Source organism: Brachybacterium sp. ACRRE, assembly GCF_022346485.1.
GTDB lineage: Bacteria > Actinomycetota > Actinomycetes > Actinomycetales > Dermabacteraceae > Brachybacterium > Brachybacterium halotolerans.
On record NZ_JAKRMO010000047.1, the window covers coordinates 1 to 24,063 of the forward strand.

General features: G+C 72.5%; 21 protein-coding genes. 7 read left to right on the plus strand and 14 right to left on the minus strand.

What is annotated here, in order from left to right; genetic code table 11:
* The first annotated feature begins 14 nt into the window (after positions 1-14).
* Positions 15-1,142: a GNAT family N-acetyltransferase gene (locus tag MHY49_RS19385; RefSeq protein ID WP_370646147.1), complete on the plus strand. Its 1,128-nt coding sequence runs from the start codon at positions 15-17 to the stop codon at positions 1,140-1,142.
* A gap of 31 nt (positions 1,143-1,173) precedes the next feature.
* Positions 1,174-1,713, plus strand: coding sequence for a MarR family transcriptional regulator (locus tag MHY49_RS13305; protein WP_239204832.1), 540 nt, complete (start codon positions 1,174-1,176; stop codon positions 1,711-1,713).
* Positions 1,714-1,782: 69 nt separating this feature from the next.
* Here the strand turns inward: MHY49_RS13305 and MHY49_RS13310 are convergent, their stop codons facing one another.
* Both MHY49_RS13310 and MHY49_RS13315 read right to left on the minus strand, forming a co-directional pair.
* Positions 1,783-2,889 carry a PLP-dependent cysteine synthase family protein gene (locus MHY49_RS13310; protein WP_239204834.1) on the minus strand — a complete coding sequence of 369 codons (1,107 nt, stop codon included), beginning with the start codon at positions 2,887-2,889 and terminating at the stop codon, positions 1,783-1,785.
* 2 nt (positions 2,890-2,891) lie between these two features.
* The gene (locus tag MHY49_RS13315; RefSeq protein ID WP_239204836.1) at positions 2,892-5,327 is read right to left on the minus strand and encodes an excinuclease ABC subunit UvrA; all 2,436 of its coding nucleotides are present in this window, start codon (positions 5,325-5,327) and stop codon (positions 2,892-2,894) included.
* Between the two features lie 72 nt (positions 5,328-5,399).
* Here MHY49_RS13315 and MHY49_RS13320 point away from each other — a divergent pair, with 72 nt between their 5' ends.
* Entirely contained in the window at positions 5,400-6,836 is a 1,437-nt protein-coding gene (locus MHY49_RS13320; protein ID WP_239204838.1) for a mycothione reductase, read from the plus strand.
* A 103-nt stretch (positions 6,837-6,939) separates the two neighbouring features.
* Here the strand turns inward: MHY49_RS13320 and MHY49_RS13325 are convergent, their stop codons facing one another.
* Entirely contained in the window at positions 6,940-9,651 is a 2,712-nt protein-coding gene (locus MHY49_RS13325; protein ID WP_239204840.1) for an LCP family protein, read from the minus strand.
* Positions 9,652-9,928: 277 nt separating this feature from the next.
* Between MHY49_RS13325 and MHY49_RS13330 the strand changes: the two genes are divergently transcribed.
* A complete protein-coding gene (locus tag MHY49_RS13330; RefSeq protein ID WP_239204842.1) occupies positions 9,929-11,389 on the plus strand; it encodes a GuaB1 family IMP dehydrogenase-related protein in 1,461 nt (486 codons plus the stop codon).
* A 54-nt stretch (positions 11,390-11,443) separates the two neighbouring features.
* Positions 11,444-12,445: a UDP-glucose 4-epimerase GalE gene (galE, locus tag MHY49_RS13335; RefSeq protein WP_239204844.1), complete on the plus strand. Its 1,002-nt coding sequence runs from the start codon at positions 11,444-11,446 to the stop codon at positions 12,443-12,445.
* Between the two features lie 139 nt (positions 12,446-12,584).
* Here galE and MHY49_RS13340 read toward each other — a convergent pair whose 3' ends face one another.
* The 3 genes from MHY49_RS13340 to MHY49_RS13350 form a co-directional block, all read right to left on the minus strand.
* Entirely contained in the window at positions 12,585-13,982 is a 1,398-nt protein-coding gene (locus MHY49_RS13340) for a pyridoxal-phosphate dependent enzyme (RefSeq protein ID WP_239204846.1), read from the minus strand.
* A gap of 185 nt (positions 13,983-14,167) precedes the next feature.
* A complete protein-coding gene (locus tag MHY49_RS13345; protein ID WP_239204848.1) occupies positions 14,168-14,530 on the minus strand; it encodes a PTS lactose transporter subunit IIB in 363 nt (120 codons plus the stop codon).
* A 286-nt stretch (positions 14,531-14,816) separates the two neighbouring features.
* Entirely contained in the window at positions 14,817-15,299 is a 483-nt protein-coding gene (locus MHY49_RS13350; RefSeq protein ID WP_152352076.1) for a CarD family transcriptional regulator, read from the minus strand.
* Between the two features lie 298 nt (positions 15,300-15,597).
* Between MHY49_RS13350 and MHY49_RS13355 the strand changes: the two genes are divergently transcribed.
* Positions 15,598-16,191, plus strand: a complete 594-nt coding sequence (locus tag MHY49_RS13355; protein ID WP_239204850.1) for a hypothetical protein — start codon at positions 15,598-15,600, stop codon at positions 16,189-16,191.
* Positions 16,192-16,351: 160 nt separating this feature from the next.
* Here MHY49_RS13355 and MHY49_RS13360 read toward each other — a convergent pair whose 3' ends face one another.
* Together MHY49_RS13360 and MHY49_RS13365 are read right to left on the minus strand one after the other, a co-directional pair.
* Complete coding sequence (locus MHY49_RS13360; RefSeq protein WP_200503201.1) at positions 16,352-17,044, minus strand: response regulator transcription factor; 693 nt, start codon at positions 17,042-17,044, stop codon at positions 16,352-16,354.
* 97 nt (positions 17,045-17,141) lie between these two features.
* The gene (locus tag MHY49_RS13365) at positions 17,142-18,332 is read right to left on the minus strand and encodes an ATP-binding protein (RefSeq protein ID WP_239204852.1); all 1,191 of its coding nucleotides are present in this window, start codon (positions 18,330-18,332) and stop codon (positions 17,142-17,144) included.
* 208 nt (positions 18,333-18,540) lie between these two features.
* Here MHY49_RS13365 and phoU point away from each other — a divergent pair, with 208 nt between their 5' ends.
* Positions 18,541-19,215 carry a phosphate signaling complex protein PhoU gene (gene phoU / locus MHY49_RS13370; RefSeq protein WP_239204854.1) on the plus strand — a complete coding sequence of 225 codons (675 nt, stop codon included), beginning with the start codon at positions 18,541-18,543 and terminating at the stop codon, positions 19,213-19,215.
* A gap of 98 nt (positions 19,216-19,313) precedes the next feature.
* On the opposite strand, the gene MHY49_RS13375 is transcribed toward phoU, so the two are convergent.
* The 6 genes from MHY49_RS13375 to MHY49_RS13400 all read right to left on the minus strand — a co-directional run bounded on the left by MHY49_RS13375 (position 19,314) and on the right by MHY49_RS13400 (position 24,058).
* Positions 19,314-19,679, minus strand: coding sequence for a DUF4235 domain-containing protein (locus MHY49_RS13375; protein WP_239204856.1), 366 nt, complete (start codon positions 19,677-19,679; stop codon positions 19,314-19,316).
* A gap of 79 nt (positions 19,680-19,758) precedes the next feature.
* Positions 19,759-20,799, minus strand: coding sequence for an LCP family protein (locus MHY49_RS13380; RefSeq protein WP_200503198.1), 1,041 nt, complete (start codon positions 20,797-20,799; stop codon positions 19,759-19,761).
* A 123-nt stretch (positions 20,800-20,922) separates the two neighbouring features.
* Positions 20,923-21,777, minus strand: coding sequence for a tRNA (guanosine(46)-N7)-methyltransferase TrmB (gene trmB, locus MHY49_RS13385; protein ID WP_239204858.1), 855 nt, complete (start codon positions 21,775-21,777; stop codon positions 20,923-20,925).
* 5 nt (positions 21,778-21,782) lie between these two features.
* On the minus strand, positions 21,783-22,220 hold the full coding sequence (locus tag MHY49_RS13390) for a ubiquinol-cytochrome c reductase iron-sulfur subunit (RefSeq protein ID WP_228358954.1): 438 nt from the start codon (positions 22,218-22,220) through the stop codon (positions 21,783-21,785).
* Between the two features lie 39 nt (positions 22,221-22,259).
* Positions 22,260-22,826 (minus strand): peptide deformylase, encoded by a 567-nt coding sequence (gene def, locus MHY49_RS13395; protein WP_239204860.1) that lies wholly within the window; start codon positions 22,824-22,826, stop codon positions 22,260-22,262.
* A complete protein-coding gene (locus MHY49_RS13400; RefSeq protein WP_239204862.1) occupies positions 22,823-24,058 on the minus strand; it encodes a YhjD/YihY/BrkB family envelope integrity protein in 1,236 nt (411 codons plus the stop codon). Before MHY49_RS13400 ends, def begins: the two co-directional genes overlap by 4 nt.
* Positions 24,059-24,063: the final 5 nt, after the last annotated feature.

Consider the following 24,063-nt stretch of genomic DNA (forward strand, 5'->3'; position numbering starts at 1 on the left):
GGGGGAGACGGACCATGACGGAGCCGACGGACGAGAGCGTCCCGCGCGAGCGCGGGGCGGGGCGTGGGCATGCCCGCCGCGTCCCGGCGACCCAGGTGAGGCTGCGGCCGCTGCGCCTGGACGACGCCGCCGAGCTCGCGCGGCTCGAGCACCGCAACCGCAGCCATCTGCTCAGCGGCGCTCCGCGGCGCGGCGACGACTGGGCGACCCCGCCCGGGCAGCGCGCCGCGATCGCCCGCATGCTCGCGCAGTACGACGCCGGCACCTGCGTGCCCTTCGTGATCCTCCTCGACGACGACCCGGCCGCACCGGGGCGGCTCGTCGGGCGCATCACCCTCCAGCAGATCGTGCGCGGACCCGCCCAGTGCGCGAGCGTCGGCTACTGGATCGACGAGGCCGAGTCCGGCAGGGGAGTGGTCACCCACGCCCTGCGGAAGCTCGTCGACGTCGCCTTCGAGGGGCTCGGCCTGCACAGGCTCGAGGCGAGCACCGCGGTCGGCAACGAGGCTTCGGTCGCCGTGCTGCGCGCGAGCGGCTTCCAGGAGATCGGCTTCGCGCCGAGCATGCTGCGCCTCGGGATCGCGGGCGAGAGCTGGGCCGACTGCCGCCTGTTCCAGCTCGTCGACTCCCGGACGGACGAGAGCACGGGTGGGTCGGTCGGCGCGAGGGGCCGGTCGGACGACGGGACGAGCAGGTCGGACGACGGGACGAGCGGCACGGACGACGACGGGCCGCGGATCCGCGCCGAGGTGCCCGGGCTCGGCGAGGCCCTCGCGCTGTACGGGGCCGTCGGCTGGAGCGCCTATACCGAGGACCCGCAGACCCTGGGCCGCGCGCTCGCCGGCAGCACGCGCGTGGTCACCGCCCGCGAGCGGGGGCGCCTGGTGGGACTCGCCCGCGTGATCAGCGACGGCGCGAGCATCGCGTACCTGCAGGACGTCCTCGTGGACCCGGACCGCCGGCGCGCGGGCATCGGCCGGCAGCTCGTGCGGGAGGCCTTCGCGCCTTTCGCCGCCGTGCGCCAGCACGTGCTGCTCACCGATGCCGACTCCGGCCAACGTGCCTTCTACGAATCCCTGGGCCTCACCGAGGCTCACGACGTCCGCCCGCCGCTGCGCGCCTTCCTGCGCCTGCGGCCCTGAGCGCGGCGATGCCGAGGACTAGGATTCCCGTGTGAGCCCGGCCCCAGCAGACCCCGAGGACGCCGGCGCACCGCATCCCGCGCCGGCCGACGATGCCGCGGCGAGCGGCGCCGGCGCCGAGCTGCGCCTGGACGGCGAGGAGGCGATGCTGTTCGACCTCGCCGACGCGATCGTGGGGCTCGCCCGGCTGATCCAGGTCTCCGACGTCCAGACCGCGGGCGTCGCGACGCTGACCGGCACCGAGATCGCGGTGCTGCGCTGGGTGCACCGCCACCCCGGCACGACCTCCGGCGAGACCGCCCGAGCCACCGGCCTGCACCGCAGCAACATGAGCGCGGCGCTGCGGGGCCTGGTGAGCAAGGGCCTCGTGCTGCGCGAGGGGGACCCGGGGGACTCACGGCTCGTGCACCTGCGCCTCACCGAGCTCGCCGAGCAGGACAGTCGGCGCATCCGTCTGCACTGGGCAGAGGTCCTGCGCGAGCGCCTCCCGGCGCTCGACGACGAGGATCGCGCGACGCTCGAGCGCTGCGTCGACCTGCTCACCTCCTGGGAGGGGATCGGCCCGCGCTGATCAGCCGCCACCGAGCAGCCCCTCTGATCAGGTCTCGCAGCTCAGCACCCGCAGCTCAGCTCCTGCAGCTCAGCTCTCGCCCAGCGGGAGAACGCTCGAGAGCTCGCGCATCCAGGGCGCGAGGTCCCATCCCTGGTCCGCGACCCAGTCGTCGTCGAAATAGGTGCGCGTGTAGCGCTCGCCGCTGTCGCACAGCAGCGTCACCACGCTCCCGCTCTCGCCGCGCTCGCGCATCCCGGCGATGATCCGGGCGGCGGCCACGAGGTTGGTGCCGGTCGAGGCACCGATGCGCCGGCCCAGCCGCTCGGAGGCGAAGCGGGTCGCCGCGACCGAGGCGGCGTCGGGCACGCGGATCATGCGGTCGACCACCCCGGGCACGAAGCTCGGCTCCATCCGCGGGCGGCCGATGCCCTCGATGCGCGAGCCGCGGCCCTGCGCGTCCTCCGGATCGCCGCTCTCCCATCCCGTGAAGAACGCCGAGCCCTCCACGTCGGCGACGGCGAGGGAGGTGGGCAGGCGGTGGTAGCGCACGTACCGGCCGAGCGTCGCGCTCGTCCCGCCGGTGCCGGCGCCCACCACGAGCCAGCGCGGCACCGGGTGCGGCTCCTCGGCGAGCTGCTCGAAGATCGAGCGGGCGATCGAGTTGTGCCCGCGCCAGTCCGTCGCGCGCTCGGCGAAGGTGAACTGGTCCATGAACAGCCCTCCGCACGCGGCGGCGAGGGCGCGGGCGGCGCCGTCCATCTCGCCCGGCCGATCGACCATGTGGCAGCTCCCGCCCTCCGCCTCGATGAGGGCGATCTTGCGGGCGCTCGTCGCCCGGGGGATCACCGCGACGAAGGGCACGCCGAGCATCCGCGCCACGTGCGCCTCGCTCACGGCGGTCGACCCGGAGGAGGCCTCGATGACTGTCATCCCCGGGCGCAGCCACCCGTTGACCAGGGCGTACATGAACAGGGACCGGGCCAGGCGGTGCTTGAGACTGCCCGTGGGATGGGTGCTCTCGTCCTTGAGATAGAGGTCGATGCCCCAGTCGGCCGGGAGGTCGGGCTTGAGCAGGTGGGTGTCGGCGCTGCGGCGGTCGTCGGCCTCCAGGCGCCGCACCCGCTCGGCGACCCAGTCGCGCAGGGCGGGGTCGGAGCGGTCGACGTCCTCGAGCGCGCCCAGCAGATCGTCCATGGTCACATCGTCCCCTTCGCCGTCGCGTCCGCGCAGGGCGCATCTGGGCCGGCCGCGTCTGCGCCCGCCGCATCTGCCCCGGACACGTACGCCGCGAGGGCCTCCCCGGTGAGGGTCGAGGCGTCGGCGACCAGCTGGTCTGGCGTGCCCTCGAAGACGATGCGTCCGCCGTCCTGGCCGGCGCCGGGACCCAGATCGATGATCCAGTCGGCGCGGGCCATCACCGCCTGGTGGTGCTTGATGACGATCACCGACTTCCCGGAGTCCACGAGGCGGTCGAGCAGCTCGAGCATCTGGGCGACGTCCGCCATGTGCAGGCCTGTCGTCGGCTCGTCGAGGATCAGGATCCCGCCCTTCTCGCCCATGCGGGTGGCGAGCTTGAGGCGCTGGCGCTCGCCGCCGGAGAGGGTGGTGAGGTTCTGCCCGATCGTGAGATATCCGAGCCCCACCTCCTGCATGTGGCGCAGGATCTTCGCGGCCGCGGGCACCTTCGCCTCCGCGCCCGTGAACAGCTCGAGAGCCTCGTCGACGCTCATCTCGAGGACGTCGGCGATGGACGTCCCGCCCAGGCGGTACTCGAGCACGGAGGCCTGGAAGCGCCGGCCCTCGCACTCCTCGCACACCGACTCGACGGTCTCGAAGAAGCCGAGCTCGGTGAAGACCACGCCGGCGCCCGAGCACACCGGGCAGGCGCCCTCGGAGTTCGCGGAGAACAGGGCGGGCTTCACGCCGTTCTGCTTCGCGAAGGCCTTGCGGATCGGCTCGAGCAGGCCGGTGTAGGTCGCGGGGTTCGAGCGCCGTGAGCCGCGGATCGCCTGCTGGTCCACGACGATCGCCTCGGTGCCGCGGGGGAGGGAGTCGTGGATGAGGGAGCTCTTGCCCGAGCCCGCGACGCCCGTGACCACGGTGAGCACCCCGAGCGGGACGTCGACGTCCACGTCGCGCAGGTTGTGGGTGCTCGCCCCGCGGATCTCGAGCGCGCCCGAGGCCTCGCGCACGTGCTCCTTCAGCGGCGTGCGGGCGGACAGGTGCCTGCCGGTGAGGGTGTCGGAGGCGCGCAGCCCGTCGACGTCGCCCTCATAGGTGATGGTGCCGCCCTCGCGGCCCGCGCCCGGACCCAGGTCGACCACGTGGTCGGCGATCGCGATGGTCTCGGGCTTGTGCTCGACGACCAGCACCGTGTTGCCCTTGTCCCGCAGGGTGAGCAGCAGCTCGTTCATGCGGGAGATGTCGTGGGGGTGCAGGCCGATCGTGGGCTCGTCGAACACGTAGGTGATGTCTGTGAGGGAGGAGCCGATGTGCTGGACGAGCTTGGTGCGCTGCGCCTCGCCGCCGGAGAGGGTGCCGGAGGGCCGGTCGAGGGACAGGTACCCCAGGCCGATGCCGACGAAGGCGTCCAGCAGCGCCTGGAGCGACTCCAGCAGCGGCTCGATGCCCCGGGGGTCCAGGCCGGCGACCCAGTCGCGCAGATCGGTGACGGGCAGGGCGCTCACGTCGCCGATCGAGCGGCCGTCGATGAGGGAGGTGCGGGCGTGCTCGGCGAGCCGGGTGCCGTGGCAGTCGGGACAGGTGATGAAGGTGACCGCGCGATCCACGAAGGCGCGGATGTGCGGCTGCATCTGCTCGCGGTCCTTGGACAGCATGGACTTGCGGATCTTCGGGATCAGGCCCTCGTAGGTGAGGTTGACGCCCTCGATCTTCACCTTCACGGGGTCCTTGAAGAGGAAGTCCTCGCGCTGGCGCTTGGTGAAGTCCTGGATGGGGACGTCGTCGGGGAAGAACCCGGAGCCGCGGATCACGCGCACCGTCCAGCCGTCGCCCGTGTAGCCGGGGATCGTGAAGGGATCCTCCGACAGCGATTTCGAGGCGTCGTACAGCTCGGTGAGGTCGAGGTCGCTCACCGATCCCATCCCCTCGCAGCGCGGGCACATGCCGCCCACGCGCGAGAACGTGGTCTTCTCCGCGAGGGTCCTCCCGCCCTTCTGCACCGTCATCGCGCCGGCCGCGCTCACGCTCGGCACGTTGAAGGAGTAGGCGCCGGGGCCGCCCGCATGCGGCTGGGCGCGCTTGGAGAAGAGAGTGCGCAGGTGCGCCGCGGCGTCGGTGATGGTGCCGACCGTCGACCGGGGCCCGCCGCCGAGCCGCTCCTGGCCCACGGTGATCGCCGAGGTCAGCCCGTCGAGCACGTCGACGTCGGGTCGAGAGGTCTGCGGCATGAAGCCCTGCACGAAGGCGCTGTAGGTCTCGTCGATCATGCGCCGGGACTCGGCGGCGAGGGTGCCGAAGACGAGCGAGCTCTTGCCCGATCCGGAGACGCCCGTGAACACCGTGAGGCGGCGCTTGGGGAGGGTCACCTCGACATCGCGCAGGTTGTTCTCCCGGGCGCCGACGATGCGGATCCGGTCGTGGGTGTCGGCGGGGTGCGGGGATGCGCTCATCAGGTCTCCTTCTGCGGGACGCGGCGGGGTCGAGTATGCCGTGCCGCAGGCGCTCCCGCGTAGTCTGCTTCGGTGACCCATTACGACATCGCACTCATCGGCTCAGGCTCCGGAAACTCCTTCCCGGGCCCCGAGCTCGCCGGACGCTCCATCGCCTACATCGACAAGGGCGTCGGCCCCGACCAGGTCTTCGGCGGCACCTGCCTCAACGTCGGCTGCATCCCCACCAAGATGTTCGTGCACACCGCCGACCTCGCCGCGACCCCGGCCGACGCCGGCCGCTTCGGCGTCTCCGAGACCCTGGACGGCGTGGACTGGCCCGCGATCCGCGACCGCATCTTCGGCCGCATCGACCCCATCGTCGAGGGCGGCGAGGCCTACCGCCGCGACCACGAGGACAACGCGAACCTCACCCTGCTGCGCGGCACCGCGCACTTCACCGGACCCAAGGCCCTGCACGTGGACCTGCGCGACGGCGGCAGCGAGGAGATCACCGCGGACACGATCGTGCTGGGCGCCGGCTCGCGCCCCACGATCCCCCCGATCGAGGGGCTGGCGGACGCGCGCCCGCAGACCTCCGACACCATCATGCGGATCGACGCGCTGCCCGCGTCGCTCGTGATCCTCGGCTCGGGCGTGATCGCGCTCGAGATGGCGCACATCTTCTCCGGGCTCGGCGTGCGCGTCAGCCTCGTCGCGCGCTCGGGCCGCCTGCTGCGCGCGGCCGACGACGACGTCTCCGCCCGCATCACCGAGCTCGCCCGCGAGCAGTGGGACGTGCGCACGGACGTCACCACCACCGCCGTCCGCCGCGAGGACGACGGCCGCGTCGTCCTGCAGGGGACGACGACGGGGGACGGCGGCGAGGAGGACGTCGAGATCCGGGCCGACGAGATCCTCGTGGCCGTCGGGCGCCGACCGAACTCCGATCTGCTCGACGTCGCCGCGGGAGGCATCGCCACGGCCGACGACGGCTGCGTGCGCGTGGACCCCTGCCAGCGCGTCCTCGGCGAGGACGGACAGGTGCTCGAGGGCGTCTGGGCTTTCGGCGATCTCTCCGATCCCGTGCAGCTCAAGCACGTGGCGAACCACCAGCTGCGCGTGGTGCGCCACAACGTCCTGCATCCGGAGGACCTCGAGCGCTCGGACACGATGCCCGTCCCGGCAGGGGTGTTCACGAACCCGCAGATCGCGATGGTGGGCCTCACCGAGCGCGAGGCCCGCGCGCAGGGGCTCGACGTGCGCATCGCCGTGCAGGACTACTCCTCGATCGCCTACGGCTGGGCGCTCGAGGACACGACCGGGTTCGCGAAGATCCTCGCCGAGGCCGGCACCGGCAGGATCCTCGGCGCGCACATCATCGGCCCCGAGTCGACGATCCTCATCCAGCTGATCATCCAGGCGATGAGCACCGGGCAGACGGTCTCCGAGATCGCCCGCACCCAGTACTGGATCCACCCCGCGATGCCCGAGCTCATCGAGAACGCGCTGCTGCAGCTGACCGACTGAGGGAGGGCCCTCACCGCTCGACCCGCTCGACGCAGCACAGGACGACGGCGCCGCCCCCGGAAGGGGACGGCGCCGTCGTCATGCGATGGACGCTCGGACTGGATCAGTCGCCGGCCTGGGCGTCCGGGTCCTGGGTGCCGGGCATGCAGGCCGCCAGCGGATCGGCGTCGGCCTGCTTCTCGGCCTCCTTCGAGGCGTCGTCCGAGGACGCCTTCGAGGACTCGGCCTCCGTGGTCGTCGACTCCGTCGTCTTCTCGGGAGCTGTGGACGTCTTCGAGTCCTTGTCCTTCGAGGAGTCCTTCTCGCCGGAGACCGACGTCGTCTCCGAGGCCATCGAGTCCTCGATCGACTCCTTCACCCAATTGTGCAGGTAGTCCCAATCGGGATGCCCGCCCTCGAAGTAGCTGTCGTGGCGGCGGTCCGGCAGATCCACTCCGGGCACGATCGGGTACGAGGAGAACCCGGAGTCCTTGACCCGCCAGCCGAGGTCCACGAAGGCGTCGAGGTCGTCGCTGGGGACGTCGGTCTCGATGTTCGAGCCGGCCACGCCCACGAGCTTCGTGAAGTTCAGGGCGAGCTTGGTGGGATTCGCCTGCTCGGACACGGCGCGGACCATGCGCTGCTGGCGGCAGACGCGGTTGAAGTCCGTCGAGCCCTCGCGGGACCTCGCGTACCACAGCGCCTTGTTGCCGTCGAGCTTCTGCTGCCCCGGGTCGATGTACCCGGTGATCGGGTACTTCCCACCGGTGGCCTGGTTGGTGCCGCCGCCGATCGGGATCTTCCGCTCGACGTTCAGATCCACGCCGCCGATGGCGTCGACGAGGTCGGAGAAGCCCTGGAGGTTGACCATCGCGTAGTAGTCGATGTCCAGGCCCAGCGTCTCCTGGACGGCCCACTCGGTCGCGGTGAGGCCCGGGTCGTCGTCGTTCGGGAACAGGTCCTTGTTGTCGTTGGCCCAGGTCCAGACCGCGTTGATGAGGTTCTGGCCCTTCCCGAAGGCGTCGAAGCCATCGGGGAACTTCTTCTGCGCCACGGTGCCCTCGGGGAAGCGCACGTACTGCAGGTTGCGGGGGATGGAGAAGAGGGCCGTGCGACCGGTCTTGGTGTCGATCGAGGCGACCATGATCGTGTCCGGGCGGGTGCCGGTGCGATCGGCCCCGGCGTCCTGACCGAGCAGCATGATGTTCACGCGCTCGGTGTCCTTCCAGGGATCGCTCGAGCTGAGCTTGCCCGAGCCCCCTCCCGAGCGGAACACGCTCTGGTTGCCCAGCAGGCCCTGCGCGGCGTACACGTACTGCTCGGCGCGGGCGAAGGGGACCGCGACGCCGATGACCATGACGAGGGCGACGATCAGGGAGACCGCGCGACGGCGGCCGTGCAGGCGCTCACGGGTGTTGTGCGCGAGGTTCGAGAGGACCACCTGGAGGATCCACACCAGGGCCACGACGCCGATCGCGACCATCAGGCCGATCAGCACCTTGCGGCTGCTCAGCAGCTTGAGCAGCGTGAGCAGGGGATCACCGGTCGCGTACCAGACGCCCGCGACGACCGCCGCGAGCACGACGATCCCCAGCAGCACCCAGCCCAGCTTGCGCAGCGGGGTCGCGAGCAGTCCGGTGCCGGGGATGAACGAGGTCAGCACGGTCCAGCCGGCCGCGCGGGGGAGCGAGCCGGTGCGGCGATCCCGAGCGCGCGGGCCCTGCCCGTCGCCCGAGCCGCTCTCGCGGCCGTCGTCGCCGGGCAGATCGGAGCCGTCCGACGGCGGATTGCCCGAGCCGGAGCCTCCGCCGGATCCGGCACCTCCGCTGGACCCGGAGCCTCCGCCGGCACCGGCACTGCCGCGCGTGCGCGCCGCGGCGACGCCCGTCGTGGCGGCGGCAGCGCCGACGGCGGCACCGGAGGCTGCGCGGGAACCGCCGCGAGCGTCCTCGGGACCGTCCTGGCCGGCGGCGCTCGGGGACTCCGCGGAGGAGGCGCTGACCGGGCTCTGCCGAGCAGCAGGGCTCGCGGGGGAGGCGACGGGACTCGGCGCGGAGCCGGCTCCGTCCGCCTGCTCGTCGCGGTCCGCGGGGACCGGCGCGGCCGACTCCTCCTCGGCATCACGCGGTCCGAGTGCGGTCACCGACGAGCTCGCGCCAAGCCGCACCGAGGTGCGCGGCGTCTCCATGGGCTCGAGGACGGTGGTCGGAGGCTCCTCGGAGCCTCCGCGCGAACGATCCTGGGACCCCGCGGACGCCGCGGAGTCAGCGGGATGCTCACGCCGTGCGGGGTCGCGGGAGACCACGTGGCTGTCCGCCGCCGACCATGCATCCATGTCGTCGTCGGACTCGCGGCGGGCGCGGCGCGCGCGAGGACGGGTGGAGGGCTCGGCGGTCCCGGACGAGGCGGCGGCCATCTCGGTGCGCTCGTCCCGCGGGGGGCCGGCGCGGCGGCCCCGGGGGCGCGGGGCCGACTCGTCAGGAGATGAGGCGCTCAGCGGGGTGGGCGCGGCGCCGGGCGACGGGGCAGCGGCCGACGGAGAGGGCGCGCGCGACGGGGACGGAGCGGTGGCGGGGGAGGTGTTCGCCGAGGCCGCGGACGCAGCGGATCCCGCGGATCCCGCCGAGGCGGCAGTGTCCGCGGATCCCGCGGAGACGGCGGATCCGGCGGAGGTGGGGCCGATCCAGCGGCGTGCTGTGCTCGCGTCGAAGCCGCCGGAGCGCTCACGATCCTGGCCCGCGCCCGGGTTCCGGGCGGGGCCGCTGTCGGTCTGCTCGTCAGCGCGCCGACCCACATGAGGGCGACGCGAACGGCGACCAGGTGTCTGGTCCGTCATGGCGCACATCCTACGGATGTCCCCTCCGGGCGTGCTCCTCCGGCCGTGCCGGGCGTGTGAAGAAAGGGCGCAGGTGCTGCGTCGGGGTCCCGAGACCCCCGAGGGTGCTCCGAGAACCGGGAGGAATCGGATCATATCCCCCTCGCGCGGCTGCCGGAGCCGCGCGAGGAGGGGCCTCCTGCGCCCCCGACGGAAGGGCTCGTGGGCGCGCGCGTCGGCGTGGCGGGTCTCACCTCGCAGGCCGTCCCGCCGTGCCCGCGGTCCGTATCCTGGCCCCATGCGCCTCATCCACACCCCGCAGACCGATCTCACCTACGACGACTGCTTCTTCCTGCCCTCCCTCTCGTCGATCGGGTCGAGGTTCGAGGTGGACCTCGGCTCGGACGACGGCACGGGCACGACCATCCCTCTGGTCGCCGCGAACATGACCGCCGTCTCGGGGCGCCGCATGGCCGAGACGATGGCCCGCCGCGGCGGGCTCGCCGTGCTCCCGCAGGACCTGCCCGCTGAGCGCGTCGAGGACATCGTGCGCAGCGTGAAGCGCCGCGATCCCCTCGTCGACCACGCGCTCACCCTCGAGGCGCACGGGACCATCGGCCAGGCCCGCGCCCTCATGCCCAAGCGCGCCCACGGCATCGTCGTGGTCGTGGGCGCCGACGGACTCCCGCTCGGGGCGGTCTCGGCCGAGGAGCTCGCGGGCCGCGACGCCTTCACCGCCGTGGGCGACGTGGTCAGCACCGACGTGCTGCGTCTGAGCGCGCAGGACGCCGCCGGCGAGCCCGCGCCGCTGCACGCGCGCATCGCCGCGACCCACCACGAGGCCGCCCTCGTGCTCGAGGAGGACGGCTCTCTGCGCGGCGTGCTCACCGCGCGCGGCGTGCTGCGCTCCACCATCTACGCGCCCGCCCTCGATGCCGGGGGCCGCCTGCGGATCGCCGTCGCGATCGGCATCAACGCCGACGTCGCCGCGCGCGCCCGCGCCCTCGTCGACGCCGGGGCCGACGTGCTCGTCCTGGACACGGCGCACGGTCATCAGGACCGCATGCTCGAGGCGCTGCACGCCGCCCGCGAGGCCGTCGGCCCGCAGGAGTCCACGAGCGTGCGCATCGTCGCCGGCAACGTCGTCACCGCCGAGGCCACGCGGGACCTGATCGAGGCCGGCGCCGACATCGTCAAGGTGGGCGTGGGCCCGGGCGCCATGTGCACGACCCGGATGATGACGGGCGTGGGTCGACCCCAGTTCTCCGCCGTCCTCGAGTGCGCGCGCGCCGCCCGCGAGCTCGGCGCGCGGATCTGGGCCGACGGCGGGGTGCGCCACCCGCGCGACGTCGCCCTCGCGCTCGCCGCGGGCGCGTCCAACGTGATGATCGGCTCGTGGTTCGCGGGCACCTTCGAGTCGCCCGGCGATCTCCACGTCGACGAGCGCGGCCGCGCGTACAAGGAGAGCTTCGGCATGGCCTCCAAGCGCGCCGTCAGCTCGCGCACCGCGGCCGAGGACGCCTTCGCGCGCGCCCGGAAGTCCCTGTTCGAGGAGGGCATCTCCTCCTCCCGCATGTACCTGGCCGACGGGGCGGGCAGCGTCGAGGACCTGCTCGACGAGATCACCGCGGGCGTGCGCTCCTCGTGCACCTACGCGGGCGCGGGCGACCTCGAGGCGTTCCGCGAGCGGGCCGTCGTCGGGCTGCAGAGCGCGAGCGGCTACGCCGAGGGCAAGCCGCTGGCCCAGTCCTGGAGCTGAGCGCGGCGCGCGCCGCCGTCGTCCGTGCGCGGCACCACCGGTTACGCTCGGGGCATGACGACTCTCGTGATCGGTGGTGCCGGGTACATCGGGTCGCACGTGGTGCGACTCCTGCTGGAGAAGGGCGAGCAGGTGGTCGTGGTCGACGACCTCTCCACGGGCTTCCGCTCGCGCACGGAGGGCGCTGACCTCGTCGAGCTCGACGTGACGAGCAAGGACGCCGTGGACCGCCTCGCCTTCCACCTCACCAGCTCCGGCGCGGATTCCGTGATCCACTTCGCCGCCCACAAGCAGGTCGGCGAATCCGTCGCGAACCCGGAGATGTACTGGCACGACAACGTGGGCGGTCTCGCCAACGTGCTCGCCGCCTGCGCGAAGGCCAAGGTCCGCGACGTCGTGTTCTCCTCCTCCGCGGCCGTCTACGGCATGCCCGACGTCTACTCCGTGACCGAGGACCTCGATCCTCGGCCCATCAACCCCTACGGCGCCACGAAGTACGTGGGGGAGTGGATGCTCGCCGACGCCGAGCGCGCCCATGACATGCGCACCGTCGCGCTGCGCTACTTCAACGTCGCGGGCGCCGGCTGGCCCGAGCTCGCCGACACCCTGGTGATGAACCTGGTGCCGATCATCCTGGACGCGCTGGACCGCGGCGACGTGCCGACGGTGTTCGGCGACGACTACGACACCCCCGACGGCACCTGCATCCGCGACTACGTGCACGTCCTGGACCTCGCCGAGGCGCATGTCGCGGCGCTCGACTACCTGCGCGGCGACGACCGTCCGCACCACGTGTTCAACGTCGGCACCGGCACGGGCTCGAGCGTCCTCGAGGTGATCGACGCGATCGCGAAGGTCAAGGGCATCGAGATCGAGCCGCGCATCGGCGAGCGTCGCCCCGGCGATCCGGCGCGCCTCATCTGCTCGACCGATCGCATCCGCGAGACGCTCAGCTGGAAGAGCGAGAAGTCGCTCGAGGACATCGTGCGCTCGGCCGTCGAGGCCCGCGACGCCGCGAACGGCCCGGACGCCGCCGGCTCCTCCTCCGAGGGCTGAGCCCGGCGGGCCTGGGTCGGGAAGGGCTGAGCCGGGCTGGACCGCGCTCGGCAGGACCGGGCCCGGCGCCCGCGCAGACGCACGAGGCCGCATCCCCGCTCCGGGGATGCGGCCTCCGTCGTGCGCGGCCGACCGTGCCTCAGGTGAGGTAGCGGTAGATTGGGTCCTCGGGGTCGATGCGCTCGATCTGCATGTTCGAGGTCGCCATCCGTGAGAGCAGCGGCTCGAAGTTCTCCTTCGCGCCGAGCTCGATGCCGACGAGCGCGGGCCCCTCCTCCCGGTTGTTGCGCTTGATGTAGTCGAACAGGACGATGTCGTCGTCCTGCCCGAGCACCTGGTCCAGGAAGCGACGCAGCGCCCCCGGCTCCTGCGCGAAGGTGACCAGGAAGTAGTGCTTGAGGCCCTCGTGGACGAGGGAGCGCTCGACGACCTCGTTGTAGCGCGAGACGTCGTTGTTCCCTCCCGAGACGACGACCAGGATGCCGTCGCCCGAGTCCCCCTGCGAGTCCGCGGCGTCATGCGCCGCAGCGGCGGTCCGGTGCGCCTCGGACCTCTGCGCCTCGGACCCCTGCGTCCCGGTGCCGATCGCCGCGGCCTCGTCGGCGCCGTCGGCCCGCACGAGCCCGGTCGCCACGGCCGCCGCGGCCAGCGCGCCCGCGGGCTCGGCGATGATGCCGTCGGTCTGGTAGAGCGCGAGCATCTCGGTGCACACGGCCCCCTCGTCGACCGCGACGAGGTCCGGCCCGATGGCCTGAGCCGCGCGCAGGGTCTCCGCGCCCACGCGGCGCACGGCGGCGCCGTCGACGAACCGGTCCAGGTCGTGCAGGGTCACGGGGGTGCCGTGGCGCATGGCGGCCGCCATCGAGACCGCGCCCGCGGGCTCGACCGCGACCACGCGCACCGAGGGCTCGCGCTCGCGCAGCCAGGTGCCGCATCCGCCCAGCAGCCCGCCGCCTCCCACGGGCAGCACGACGGTGGAGATGTCCTGGCCGTGGTTCTCGCGGATGTCGGTGAGCGCTTCGAGGGCGACGGTGCCCTGGCCCGCCATGATCTGCGGGTGGTCGAAGGGCGGGACCATGGTGGCGCCCGTGCGGCGGGCGTCGTCGGCCGCGGCCTCTGCGGCGTCGTCGAAGGTGTCGCCGATGAGGATCAGCTCGACCCGGTCGCCGCCGAGCGTCGTGATGCGGTCGCGCTTCTGGCGGGGCGTGGTGCCGGGGACGTAGATGCGCCCGTCGATGCCGAGCGCCTGGCACGCGTAGGCCACGCCCTGGGCGTGGTTGCCGGCGCTCGCGGCGACCACGCCGGCGGTGCGGGACGCCGCGTCCAGGGAGTCCATGAACAGGAAGGCGCCGCGCAGCTTGTAGGAGCGCACCACCTGGAGGTCCTCCCGCTTGAGCCAGACCGGCACCCCCGCGATCGCGCTCAGCCGCTCGCTCAGGTGCACGGGAGTGCGGCGCACGATGCCGTCCAGGCGCGCGGCGGCGGACTCGACGTCCTCGGCGGCGAGGACGGGCTGGGGCGTGTCAGTGGCGGACATGGAGTCTCCGGAAGGGGTCGACGACGGACGGGCGGTCGGGGCGGGATCGTCGTGCCGCCGTCCGCACGGGGTGCGCACGTACGGGTGCGGCGCGCCGGCGGAGCGGGCTCGGGACGACGTGGATCCTGCCCCTGCACGGACAGTACGCAGATCTGCGCGAGGGTGCACCCGCGGTCGTCAGGCGGTCACGAGGTGCGGCGCTGGGGAGCTCCGGGACGGCCGGGAGCGGGGCGTCCCGGCGGCCGATGGCGGGCCGGGCGCACGGGGGAGGGGCGCGCGAGCAGGCGCTCGACGTCGTCGAAGACCACCTGGGGATCGGTCTCCAGCAGCAGCGGCATCCCGGAGACCACGGGGATGCGCAGGCTCTGCGGGATCTCGACGGTCGCGATGATGAGGTCGGCGTGGAAGCCCTGGGAGAGCATGTCCATCACCGTGGTGGGCAGGACATGCGCTTGGATGCCCCGGTGCGCGAGGTGCTCGCGGACCTGGCGGGCCAGGTGCGCGGAGGCGGTGACGCCGGAGCCGCTGACGACTGCGATGGTGCGCACGGACGCTCCCTTCCTTCGATCCCGGGCCGCGGTCCGGGCGACGCCGGACCCCGCGCCATGTGGCGCAGGTCACCATCTTGGCACGCGCGGGGCCGGACGACCAGGGGGTCCGAGGGGCGGACCCGCCCGTCGTCCCGGGCGCTCGTCCCGCACAGGGCTCGGTGCGACGCCAGGATCCGGGCCGCAAGGACCTGGGACGCGCCGCGACCCCGGACGGGATCCGTCCGGGGTCGCGGTGGTGATCCCTCGTCCCGCGGAACGGGACGGAGGGCCGATCAGCGGTCGATCAGGAGGCGAGGACCTCGTCGAGGATCGACTCGGCCTTGGTCTCGTCGGTCTTCTCCGCGAGCGCGAGCTCGGAGACCAGGATCTGCCGCGCCTTGGCGAGCATCCGCTTCTCCCCGGCCGAGAGGCCGCGGTCCTGATCGCGACGCCAGAGGTCGCGCACGACCTCGGCGACCTTCTTGACATCCCCCGAGGCGAGCTTCTCGACGTTCGCCTTGTAGCGGCGGGACCAGTTGGTGGGCTCCTCCGTGTACGGCTGGCGCAGCACGTCGAAGACCTCCTCGAGTCCCTCCTTGTCCACCACGTCGCGGACGCCGACCAGGTCGACGTTGTCGGCCGGCACCTCGATGGTGAGATCCCCCTGGGCCACCTTCAGCTTGAGATAGGTGCGCTCCTCGCCCTTGATGGTGCGGCTCTTGACCTCCTCGATCAGCGCTGCTCCGTGGTGCGGGTAGACGACGGTCTCGCCGACGGCAAAGTTCATGTGTATGGCCCCTTTCCTGCCTATGAGTCTATCACGGGAGCGTCTGATACAATCCGCCGCCGCTCGGCAGAACCGCAGGTCGGAGCGGGTGCGAGGGGCAGGGGTGCGCGTCGGTCCGGCCGACATCCCGGGTGCCGTCGCGCATGCCCGGGATCACGCGCCCGCGGGGCTCGTCGTGCCCGGTGACAGGCCCGAGGTGCGCTACCCTGGACCGGTACGGCGTCGCCCTCCGGCGCGGCGTCCCCGATCCCTTTTCCCGTCCGGTCGCCCCTCCGGACGGACATGAACAGGAGTCCCCGTGAAGTCCCTGCGTCGCACCCGCCTCGCCCTCACCGTCGCCGCCGTGGCGCTGTCCGTCGGCGCGACCGGCTGCAGCTACATGAACCCGGTGCAGACGCACGACTTCTACCAGGCGGCGGACGGCACCAACGTCAGCCTCCAGGACTCCTCGAAGAACTTCACCTTCGGCGTGCGCAACGCGGTCGTCGTCGTGAATGACGACAAGCGCGGCGAGCTCCTCGCCTCGGTCGTGAACTACACCGACGAGGACGCGACCGTGACGCTCGAGGGGACGGACGACGGCGACGTCATCTTCTCCCAGCGCGTGAAGGTCCCCGCGAACACCACGATCCAGGTCGAGCCGAAGGACCTCCGCAAGGACCAGGACCCCGAGGAGTCCACGCCGCTCGAGATCGGGGTCGACGACTTCCCCGTCGCCGCGGGCGCGACCATGGAGCTGACGATGACGGTCGACGGCCAGAAGCGCACCGAGACGATGCCGGTCACCGACACGAGCCTCGCGTACTACAAGGGCTCCGGCGGCTCCGCGTCCGACGGCGCGGCCTCGGACGGCGGCGCCTCCGACGGCGGTTCGGGCTCCGGCGAGGGCTGATCGGGCCCGCTCGCCGCGCCTCCCGCGCATCGCCGCCGGCGCATCTGCCTTCGCATACGGATCGGGGCGCCCACCTTCTGGTGGGCGCCCCGATCCGTATGCGGGGGAGACCGGCTGAGTCTCTCGGAGCCGAGCGCTGCGGGACTCGACCCTCCGGGACTCAGCGCTCGAGGGCCTCGAACTTGTAGCCGAGGCCGCGCACCGTCACCAGGTGGACGGGGTTCTTCGGGTCGGGCTCGATCTTCGCGCGCAGGCGCTTCACGTGGACGTCGAGGGTCTTCGTGTCGCCCACGTAGTTCGCGCCCCACACCCGGTCGATGAGCTGACCGCGGGTGAGCACACGGTCCACGTTGCGCAGCAGCAGCTCGAGCAGCTCGAACTCCTTGAGGGGCAGCGAGACGTCCTCGCCGCGCACCGTCACCACATGGCGCTCGACATCCATCTCGATGCCGCCCGCGCGCAGGGTCACGTCCTCCTCGTCCTCGCCGGTGTCCTGGCCGCGGCGCAGCACCGCCTTGATGCGGGCCAGCAGCTCGCGCGAGGAGTAGGGCTTGGTGACGTAGTCGTCGGCCCCGAGCTCGAGCCCGAGGACCTTGTCGAACTCGTCGTCCTTGGCGGTGAGCATGATGACCGGGACGCTCGAGGTGCGGCGGATCTCGCGGCACACCTCGGTGCCGCCGATGCCGGGGAGCATGAGGTCGAGCAGGACGAGGTCCGCGCCGTGGGTCGAGAAGATCCGCAGCGCCTCGTTGCCGGTGCCGGCGACGGCGACCTCGTACCCCTCCTTGCGCAGGGAGTAGGCGAGGGGGTCGGAGAACGACTCCTCGTCCTCGACGATCAGGATCCGCGTCATCGGCGTCCTCTCTCTCGTGCGGCGGCGCCGCGCTGGATGGATGATACAGAGGCTGACGCGCCGGCGGGGCCGACGACGTCGGGAGCGGCGTGGAGGATCAGGACTCCTCCGCCGCAGGTCTGCCGCCCTGGCCCACCGTCACCGCGTCGGTGCGTCCCATCTCGGGGATGCGCAGCACGAAGGTGGATCCCTGGCCCTCCATCGACCAGGCGGTGACCTCGCCTCCGTGGTCGGTGGCGATGTGCTTGACGATCGCGAGGCCCAGACCCGTGCCGCCCGTGGAGCGGGAGCGGGCGCGGTCCACGCGGAAGAAGCGCTCGAAGACCCTCTCGAGGTCCTCCTTGGAGATGCCGATGCCCTGGTCCTTCACGGCGATCTCGACCATGCCGCTGTCGCGGCGCACCGAGACGCCCACGCGGGTGCCCTCGGGCGAGTAGGCGATCGCGTTGGAGATCAGGTTCGACAGCGCCGTGGTGAGCATCGTCGTGGAGCCGTAGACCTGCAGGCCGGAGGACGCGCCGCCGCTCAGCTCGATGTCCGAGCCGAGAGCGAGGTTGCGGTTGGCGCTGAGCGCCTCCTCGACCACGTCGTCCACGTCCACCGCGCTCGCGTCGGGCAGCGCCGAGGCGCCCTGGACGCGCGAGAGCTCGATGATCTCCTGCACGAGGTGGGAGAGGCGCTGGGACTCGGTCTGCATGCGCTGGGCGAAGCGGCGCACGGCCTCGGGGTCGTCGGCCGCGTCCTCCATCGTCTCGGCCAGCAGGGTGATCGCGCCGACAGGCGTCTTCAGCTCGTGGGAGACGTTGGCGACGAAGTCGCGGCGGGTCTCCTCGACGCGCACCGCGCGGGTGCGGTCCTCGGCGAGCAGCAGCACGCCGTGGGAGCCGAGGGTCCCGAGCCGCACGTCGATCACGGACTCGGAGTCCTCCGGGCCCTGCCGGCGGATCGTCAGGCGCTCGTCGCGATAGCCGCCGTTGCGGGCCACGTCGGCCGCGAGCTCGACCAGCTCCTGATTCGCCAGGCGCGGGTAGTCGCCGCTGCTCGCGCGCACGATCCCGTAGGAGTACGCCAGGGGCGAGACGCGCAGCACGTCGCCGCCCGCATCGAGCACCACGTAGGCCGTGGAGAGGATCGCGAGGACCTCGGAGGCGGACTGGGGGACGACGGCCGTCCCCGCGGGCGAGGGGGTCTGCGCGGTGCGGTCCTGGCGCACGAGCGACAGCGTCGCCGCACAGCCGATCACGAGGCCGATGGCCCCGGCGAGGACGAGGAGGACGGACGCAGGCACGCCCCCATCGTAGAGGCAGGTGAACGGCGCTGAATCACCGTCGGCGGAGTCGGGGCGGGCGGGTCGGCAGGAGTTCACGAAGCCGTGCCCTCGCGTTCACATAGGGTTGCGACCATCGGGCGTCAGCATGCACGCGTCCCGTCGGCACGATCGCCGGGACGGCCGCGACGGCCGGACGGCACGACGGCAACGAGGAGAAGAGGGGCACATGCGCGAGGCCTACAGGAGCGACCTGCGACACCTGGTCGAGGATCTGGTCGAGATGCTCGACCTGGTCCGGTCGGGGCTCGGGGACGCCTCGACGGCCCTGCTCGAGGGGGATCTCGCCCTGGCGGAGCGGGTGATCGCCGCCGATTCGCACATCGACGACGATCAGATGCAGATCGACGAGAAGATGATCGAGCTGCTCGCGCGGCAGGGGCCGGTCGCGAGCGACCTGCGCCTGCTGGTCGCGGGGCTCCGGATGAGCTCGACCATCGAGCGCATGGGCGACCTCGCCGCGCACATCGCGATCGTCGCGCGCCGCAGCCATCCGCAGCTGGGGGTGCCCGAGCGCCATCGCGAGGAGTTCCAGCGCCTGGGCGAGCTCGCCCTCGGCGCGGTCACCTCGAGCGCGAAGGTCATCAGCGACAACGATCTGGCTCTGGCCGCACAGGTCGAGAAGGACGACGACGAGCTCGACTCCCTGCAGTCCGAGATCTACCGCTCGATCGCCCGCAACGACGACTACTCGAGCGCCGAGGTCATGAACCTGACCCTGCTCGCCCGCTACTACGAGCGCATCGGCGACCACGCCGTCTCGCTCGTGCGGCGCGTGGGCTTCCTGGTCACCGGCGACACCCTCGACTCGCGCGGCGCCCTGGCGGATCCTGACGAGGAGTGAGGGCGCGCCGACGCGGCGCAGACATGCAGAACGGGGCCCCGACCGATCCGGTCGGGGCCCCGTTCTGCATGTCGCGGCGGCAGGTGCCGCGGAGGAGATCAGCCGCGGTTCGCGCGCGGGCGGCGCTCGGTGATCTTGCGCGCCCCCACCTCGGTGCCGTTGCGGGCGGCCTGACGGATCGCCTGCAGGACCACTCCCGTGAGCAGGGTCCACACGATGATCTGCCAGGCGGGACGCTCGTTCTCGGGGTCCGTGATCGCCTTGACCTCCTGCTTGGAGGCACCGGCCTTCTTGGCCTCCTTGCGGGCGGCCTTGGTCTCCTTGGCGGAGCGCTTGATGTTCTTGTTCGTGGGGGCGTCGTCGTCGACGACGGCGTTCCACACCGCGGTGATCACCTTCTGGCCGACGATGCCGGCGGCGATCGAGGCACCGGTCATCGCGATCTTCACCAATGGGTTGGGCACGTGAGCCTCCTGCTCGGTGTGGGGTCGGTGTCGGGGACGGTCCGATGGTACCTGCGCGACCTCGGTGCTCGGCCCGCTCCTAGTACTCGCCCTCGTGCGCGGCGAAGTACTCGTCCATGGTGTCGTCCTTCAGGGCGGTGCGCAGGGCCTTGGTGTCCTCGTCCTCGGTGGCCACGACGCTCGCGCCGCCCGAGGTGGTGTACGGGTCGCCGTGGGGGACGCCCAGGTAGTGGATGTCGTCGCCGCGGATGCCGCGCATGGAGAGCCCCAGGCTCACCAGGGCGCTGCCGGTGAGGTCGTCGTCCGTGGTGAGGTACGGGGAGATCACCTTCACGGTCTCGGAGATCCTCGAGGGGCTCGACAGCGTGTCCCGGCTCAGCAGCTCGGAGACGATCCCCTGCAGCAGCGCCTGCTGGTTGCGGTTGCGCTGGAAGTCGCCGTCGGCGAACGCCTTGCGCTGGCGCACGAAGGTCAGGGCGGTCGCGCCGTCCATGTGCATCGAGCCCTTGGTGAAGGTGGTGCCGTCGGCTGTGAAGTCCTGACTGACCTGCACGTCGACCCCGCCGAGTGCGTCGACGAGACCCTGGATGCCCTCGAAGTCGATCAGGGCGGCATGGTCGATGCGGGTGCCCGTGAAGTCCTCGACGGTGCTCACCGCGAGCGGCACCCCGCCGAAGGCGAGCGCCGCGTTGATGCGGTCCTTGCCGTGGCCGGGGATGTCCACGTACAGGTCGCGCGGGAACGACATGACGTAGGCGCCGCTGTGGTCCTCGGGGATGTGCACGAGCATCATCACGTCCGAGCGCTGCCCCGAGACGTGCTCGGCGGCGGCGTCCTCCGCATTGCGCTTGTCCGAGCCCAGCAGCAGGATGTTCTCCCCGCCGGCGTCCTCCGGGCGGTCGCCGTCGGACGCCCCGCGGTCGATGCTCACCGTGGTGCGCTTCTCGTAGGAGCCGTTGAGCGAGGCGAGGTAGCGGCCCGCGATGATGCCGACCGCGGCGATCAGCACCACCAGGATCAGCAGGATGATCAGCAGCGCGCGTCGCCTGCGGCGTCGGGGCGGGCGCGTGTCGCCGTCCTGCTCCCAGTCGCCGGGGAGGTCGATGTCGGGCTCGCTCATGGGGAGGTCCTCCGGGGTCGGGCCGACGGGCGGCGGGGGAGCGGGATCGGGCCCGCACTGCGCGCGCGGGACGAAGGATGCGGGGAGGGCCGACGGGGTCGGTCCTGCGTCCGCGGTGCGGGCTCAGGCGCCCGACGCGGGCGCTTCCGGGTCAGAGTAGCCCGGCTCCGGGCGCGATCCGCGGACCCCGTAGGCGAGATCCCAGACCAGGCGGCCCGCGTCGAGCGCCTTGCGCTCGAAGCTCGTGCGCACGCGGCCCTCGAACCGCGGTGCCCAGCCGCGGTCCGGAGTCTCCTCGGGCACGGGGTCGCTGGGCTCGCCGGCGGGCCGCGGACCGCCCGGGTGCAGGGACTCCAGGCGCGGGTCCGCGTCGAGGACCGTGCGCATGTGCACGGCGTACTCGGCCCAGTCCGTGGCCAGGCGCAGCACGCCGCCCTCGGCCATCAGGGGCAGCACGGCGTCCAGGAGAGGAGGGTTCACCAGGCGCCGCTTGTGGTGGCGGGACTTGTGCCAGGGATCGGGGAAGAAGATCCAGAGCTCCCGGATCGACCCGGCGGGCATCAGCGTGGGCAGGGAGTGCAGCGCGTCGAGCGGGACGAGGCGCACGTTCCTCGGCGAGCCCGCGCGCTCGATGCGGTCCAGGGACTGCGCGATGCCGGGCACGTAGACCTCGAACGCCAGGTGGTCGCGCTCGGGGTGCGCGGCGGCGGCCGCGGCGATGTTCTCGCCCTGGCCGCTGCCGATCTCGACGACGAGAGGGGCGGCCCCGGCGGCATCGCGGCCGAAGACCTCGCGGGGATCGAGGCGCGCACCGGGATCGGGGACCGTGTCGCGCTCGCCGCGGGGCACGTCCAGCACGAAGTCGCCGGCGAGCCGGTCCCAGGCCTCCTGCCGGCTGCGGGAGAGCCGCGTCCCGCGGCGCACGAAGGAGACGACGTCGCGGCGCGGACGGTCCGACGGCGGGTTCTCGGGCACCATCGCGCTCAGCGGACGCGCTTGAGGGAGTCGCCGTCGACCTCGACGGTGACCTCCGGCAGCGGATCGGCGGCCGGCCCGCGCAGCACGTCGCCCGAGGACGCGTCGAAGCGCGACCCGTGGCAGGGGCAGTCGAGCTCGGCGCCGTCGTGGCCGACGGCCAGCGCGCAGCCCTGGTGGGTGCAGTAGCCGGACAGGGCCGTGACGTCGCCGCCCGAGCCGCGCACGATCGCGACGTAGGGCTCCTGGCCCCCGAAGTTCACGAGCGTCGTCGCGTTCTCGGGGATCTCGGAGAGCGCGACCGCATCGTCGGAGGCCTGCACGGGGTCCGCGTTGCCGAAGCCCTCGTCGTCCGGCCCGCATGCGGCGAGACCGGCCGTGGCGGAGGTGCCGAGGGCGAGCGCGCCCAGGGCGCGGCGACGGGAGAGGCAGGGGCGGCGATCCATGCCCGCCAGGATACTCAGCGGACCGGTGCCCGGCGGGGATCAGACCTCGTCGGCCGCGAGCTGTCGCGGATCCCACGTCAGCAGGCCGCGGGCGCGCCAGCCGCGCGCGGTGACGGCGTCGAGCGCCTCCCGGCGCGCGACGGGGGAGAGGCGGTCGAGATAGAGCGTGCCGTCGAGGTGATCCGTCTCGTGCTGGAGGCAGCGGGCGAGGACGCCGCCCTCGTCGCTCACCTCCACGGGCTCGCCCTCGAGATCGATGCCGGTGACGCGGGCGCCCGTGAAGCGGGCCGTCGGCCAGCCCAGTCCGGGGACGGACAGGCAGCCCTCGATGGACTCCTCGTCCAGCACCAGCTTCCCGAAGCGCTCGAGGCGCGGGTTGATGACCACGCCGCGGCGCTCGACGCCCGCGCCGTCCTCGCACGAGTAGACGAAGATCCGCCACCGCGCCCCGACCTGGGTCGCGGCGAGGCCCGCGCCGTCGGCCGCGTCGTTGGTCTCGAACATGTCGGCGACCAGGGTGCGGATGTCCTCGGTGATCTCGCGGACCCGACGGGTGGGTCGCTCGAGGGCGCGATGGCCGAGGATCGTGATGGGGCGGACGGTCACGGACGGTCTCCTGGGGGATCGGCGGGGGAAGCGGGCTCGGATGCGGATGCGGTCGTGGATGCGGACGTGGATGCGGGGTCGGACACGGATGCGGTCGTGGATGCGGACGGTGCGCTCGGGCGCGTCGGGGTGTTCTCGGCGGGCGTCGGCGCGAGTGCCGCCGGGCGCGCGATCACGGGCACGGGCTGCTCGGGCCCGGTGTGCACGGCGCTGCGGCGGGGAGGGTTGATCGCGAAGGGGCTGCGGGCGTCCACGATCGCGAGGCTGCGGGGCGCGTGCAGCGGCTCCCCGCTGTTCGCGGACTCGCTGACCTGCCGTCCCACCTCCTCGTTGCGGTCCGCGACCCCGGCGAGGAACTCGAGGGAGTGGGAGGCGTGGGTCTCCAGCGCCAGATGGTGCCAGGCCGGCAGCCCGGAGGCGATCTGGCGGGCCCGCAGCAGCTCGGCGTCCAGGGCGGCGCCGGCGACGATCACGATGTTCGCCAGCCACAGCAGCAGCAGGATCCCGATCGCGCCGTTCAGCGCGGGCAGCAGGTCGGAGATCCGGGTGAGCTCCCCGGTGAGCCGCCCCAGCAGCTGGGCGGCGCCGAACAGGAGCAGCACCGCGAGGGTCGAGCCGACCGTCATCACCCGGTACCGCGGGAGCTTCACGTTGGGGAACAGGTAGTAGGCCAGCGAGATCGCGACGATGAGGATCGCCAGCAGGATCGGCCACTTCACGACGTTCCAGACGTCGAAGGCGATGCGCGGGATGCCCACGAACTCGCCGACGCGCTGGGTGGCCTCGCCGCCCACGGTGACCACGCCCGCGATCATCAGCACCATCACCACGGCCAGGACGGTCTCGCCGAACACGATCGTGCGGAACCACAGGAACGGCCGGCCCTCGCGGGTGTCGTAGACGTGGTGGAGGGCGCGATGGAAGGCGGCCATCCCGTTGGAGGCCGAGAGCAGCGCGCCCAGCGTGCCCAGGATCAGTCCCAGCACGCCGCCGCGCGTCGTGGACAGCGCCAGCAGGGCGCGCTCGTAGGGGTTCGGATCGACGCTCGGGAACACCTCGGTGACCAGGTCGCCGAGGGTGTCGACCGTGCGCTCCTGGATGCCCAGCATGGAGACCATGGAGATCATGGCGATCGCCGCCGGCAGCACCGAGAGCAGCATGTAGAAGGTCATGGTCCCGGCGACGTCCCAGACCTGGATGTCGATCAGGCGGATGCGCACGCGGTCCAGCACGTGCC

Bases quoted from the DNA above. Each gene is read 5' to 3' on its own strand.
- MHY49_RS19385 (WP_370646147.1), top strand. From the start codon at position 15: ATGACGGAGCCGACGGACGAGAGCGTCCCGCGCGAGCGCGGGGCGGGG.
- MHY49_RS13310 (WP_239204834.1), bottom strand. From the start codon at position 2,889: ATGGACGATCTGCTGGGCGCGCTCGAGGACGTCGACCGCTCCGACCCC.
- MHY49_RS13315 (WP_239204836.1), bottom strand. From the start codon at position 5,327: ATGAGCGCATCCCCGCACCCCGCCGACACCCACGACCGGATCCGCATC.
- MHY49_RS13325 (WP_239204840.1), bottom strand. From the start codon at position 9,651: ATGACGGACCAGACACCTGGTCGCCGTTCGCGTCGCCCTCATGTGGGT.
- MHY49_RS13330 (WP_239204842.1), top strand. From the start codon at position 9,929: ATGCGCCTCATCCACACCCCGCAGACCGATCTCACCTACGACGACTGC.
- galE (WP_239204844.1), top strand. From the start codon at position 11,444: ATGACGACTCTCGTGATCGGTGGTGCCGGGTACATCGGGTCGCACGTG.
- MHY49_RS13340 (WP_239204846.1), bottom strand. From the start codon at position 13,982: ATGTCCGCCACTGACACGCCCCAGCCCGTCCTCGCCGCCGAGGACGTC.
- MHY49_RS13350 (WP_152352076.1), bottom strand. From the start codon at position 15,299: ATGAACTTTGCCGTCGGCGAGACCGTCGTCTACCCGCACCACGGAGCA.
- MHY49_RS13360 (WP_200503201.1), bottom strand. From the start codon at position 17,044: ATGACGCGGATCCTGATCGTCGAGGACGAGGAGTCGTTCTCCGACCCC.
- phoU (WP_239204854.1), top strand. From the start codon at position 18,541: ATGCGCGAGGCCTACAGGAGCGACCTGCGACACCTGGTCGAGGATCTG.
- MHY49_RS13380 (WP_200503198.1), bottom strand. From the start codon at position 20,799: ATGAGCGAGCCCGACATCGACCTCCCCGGCGACTGGGAGCAGGACGGC.
- trmB (WP_239204858.1), bottom strand. From the start codon at position 21,777: ATGGTGCCCGAGAACCCGCCGTCGGACCGTCCGCGCCGCGACGTCGTC.
- MHY49_RS13390 (WP_228358954.1), bottom strand. From the start codon at position 22,220: ATGGATCGCCGCCCCTGCCTCTCCCGTCGCCGCGCCCTGGGCGCGCTC.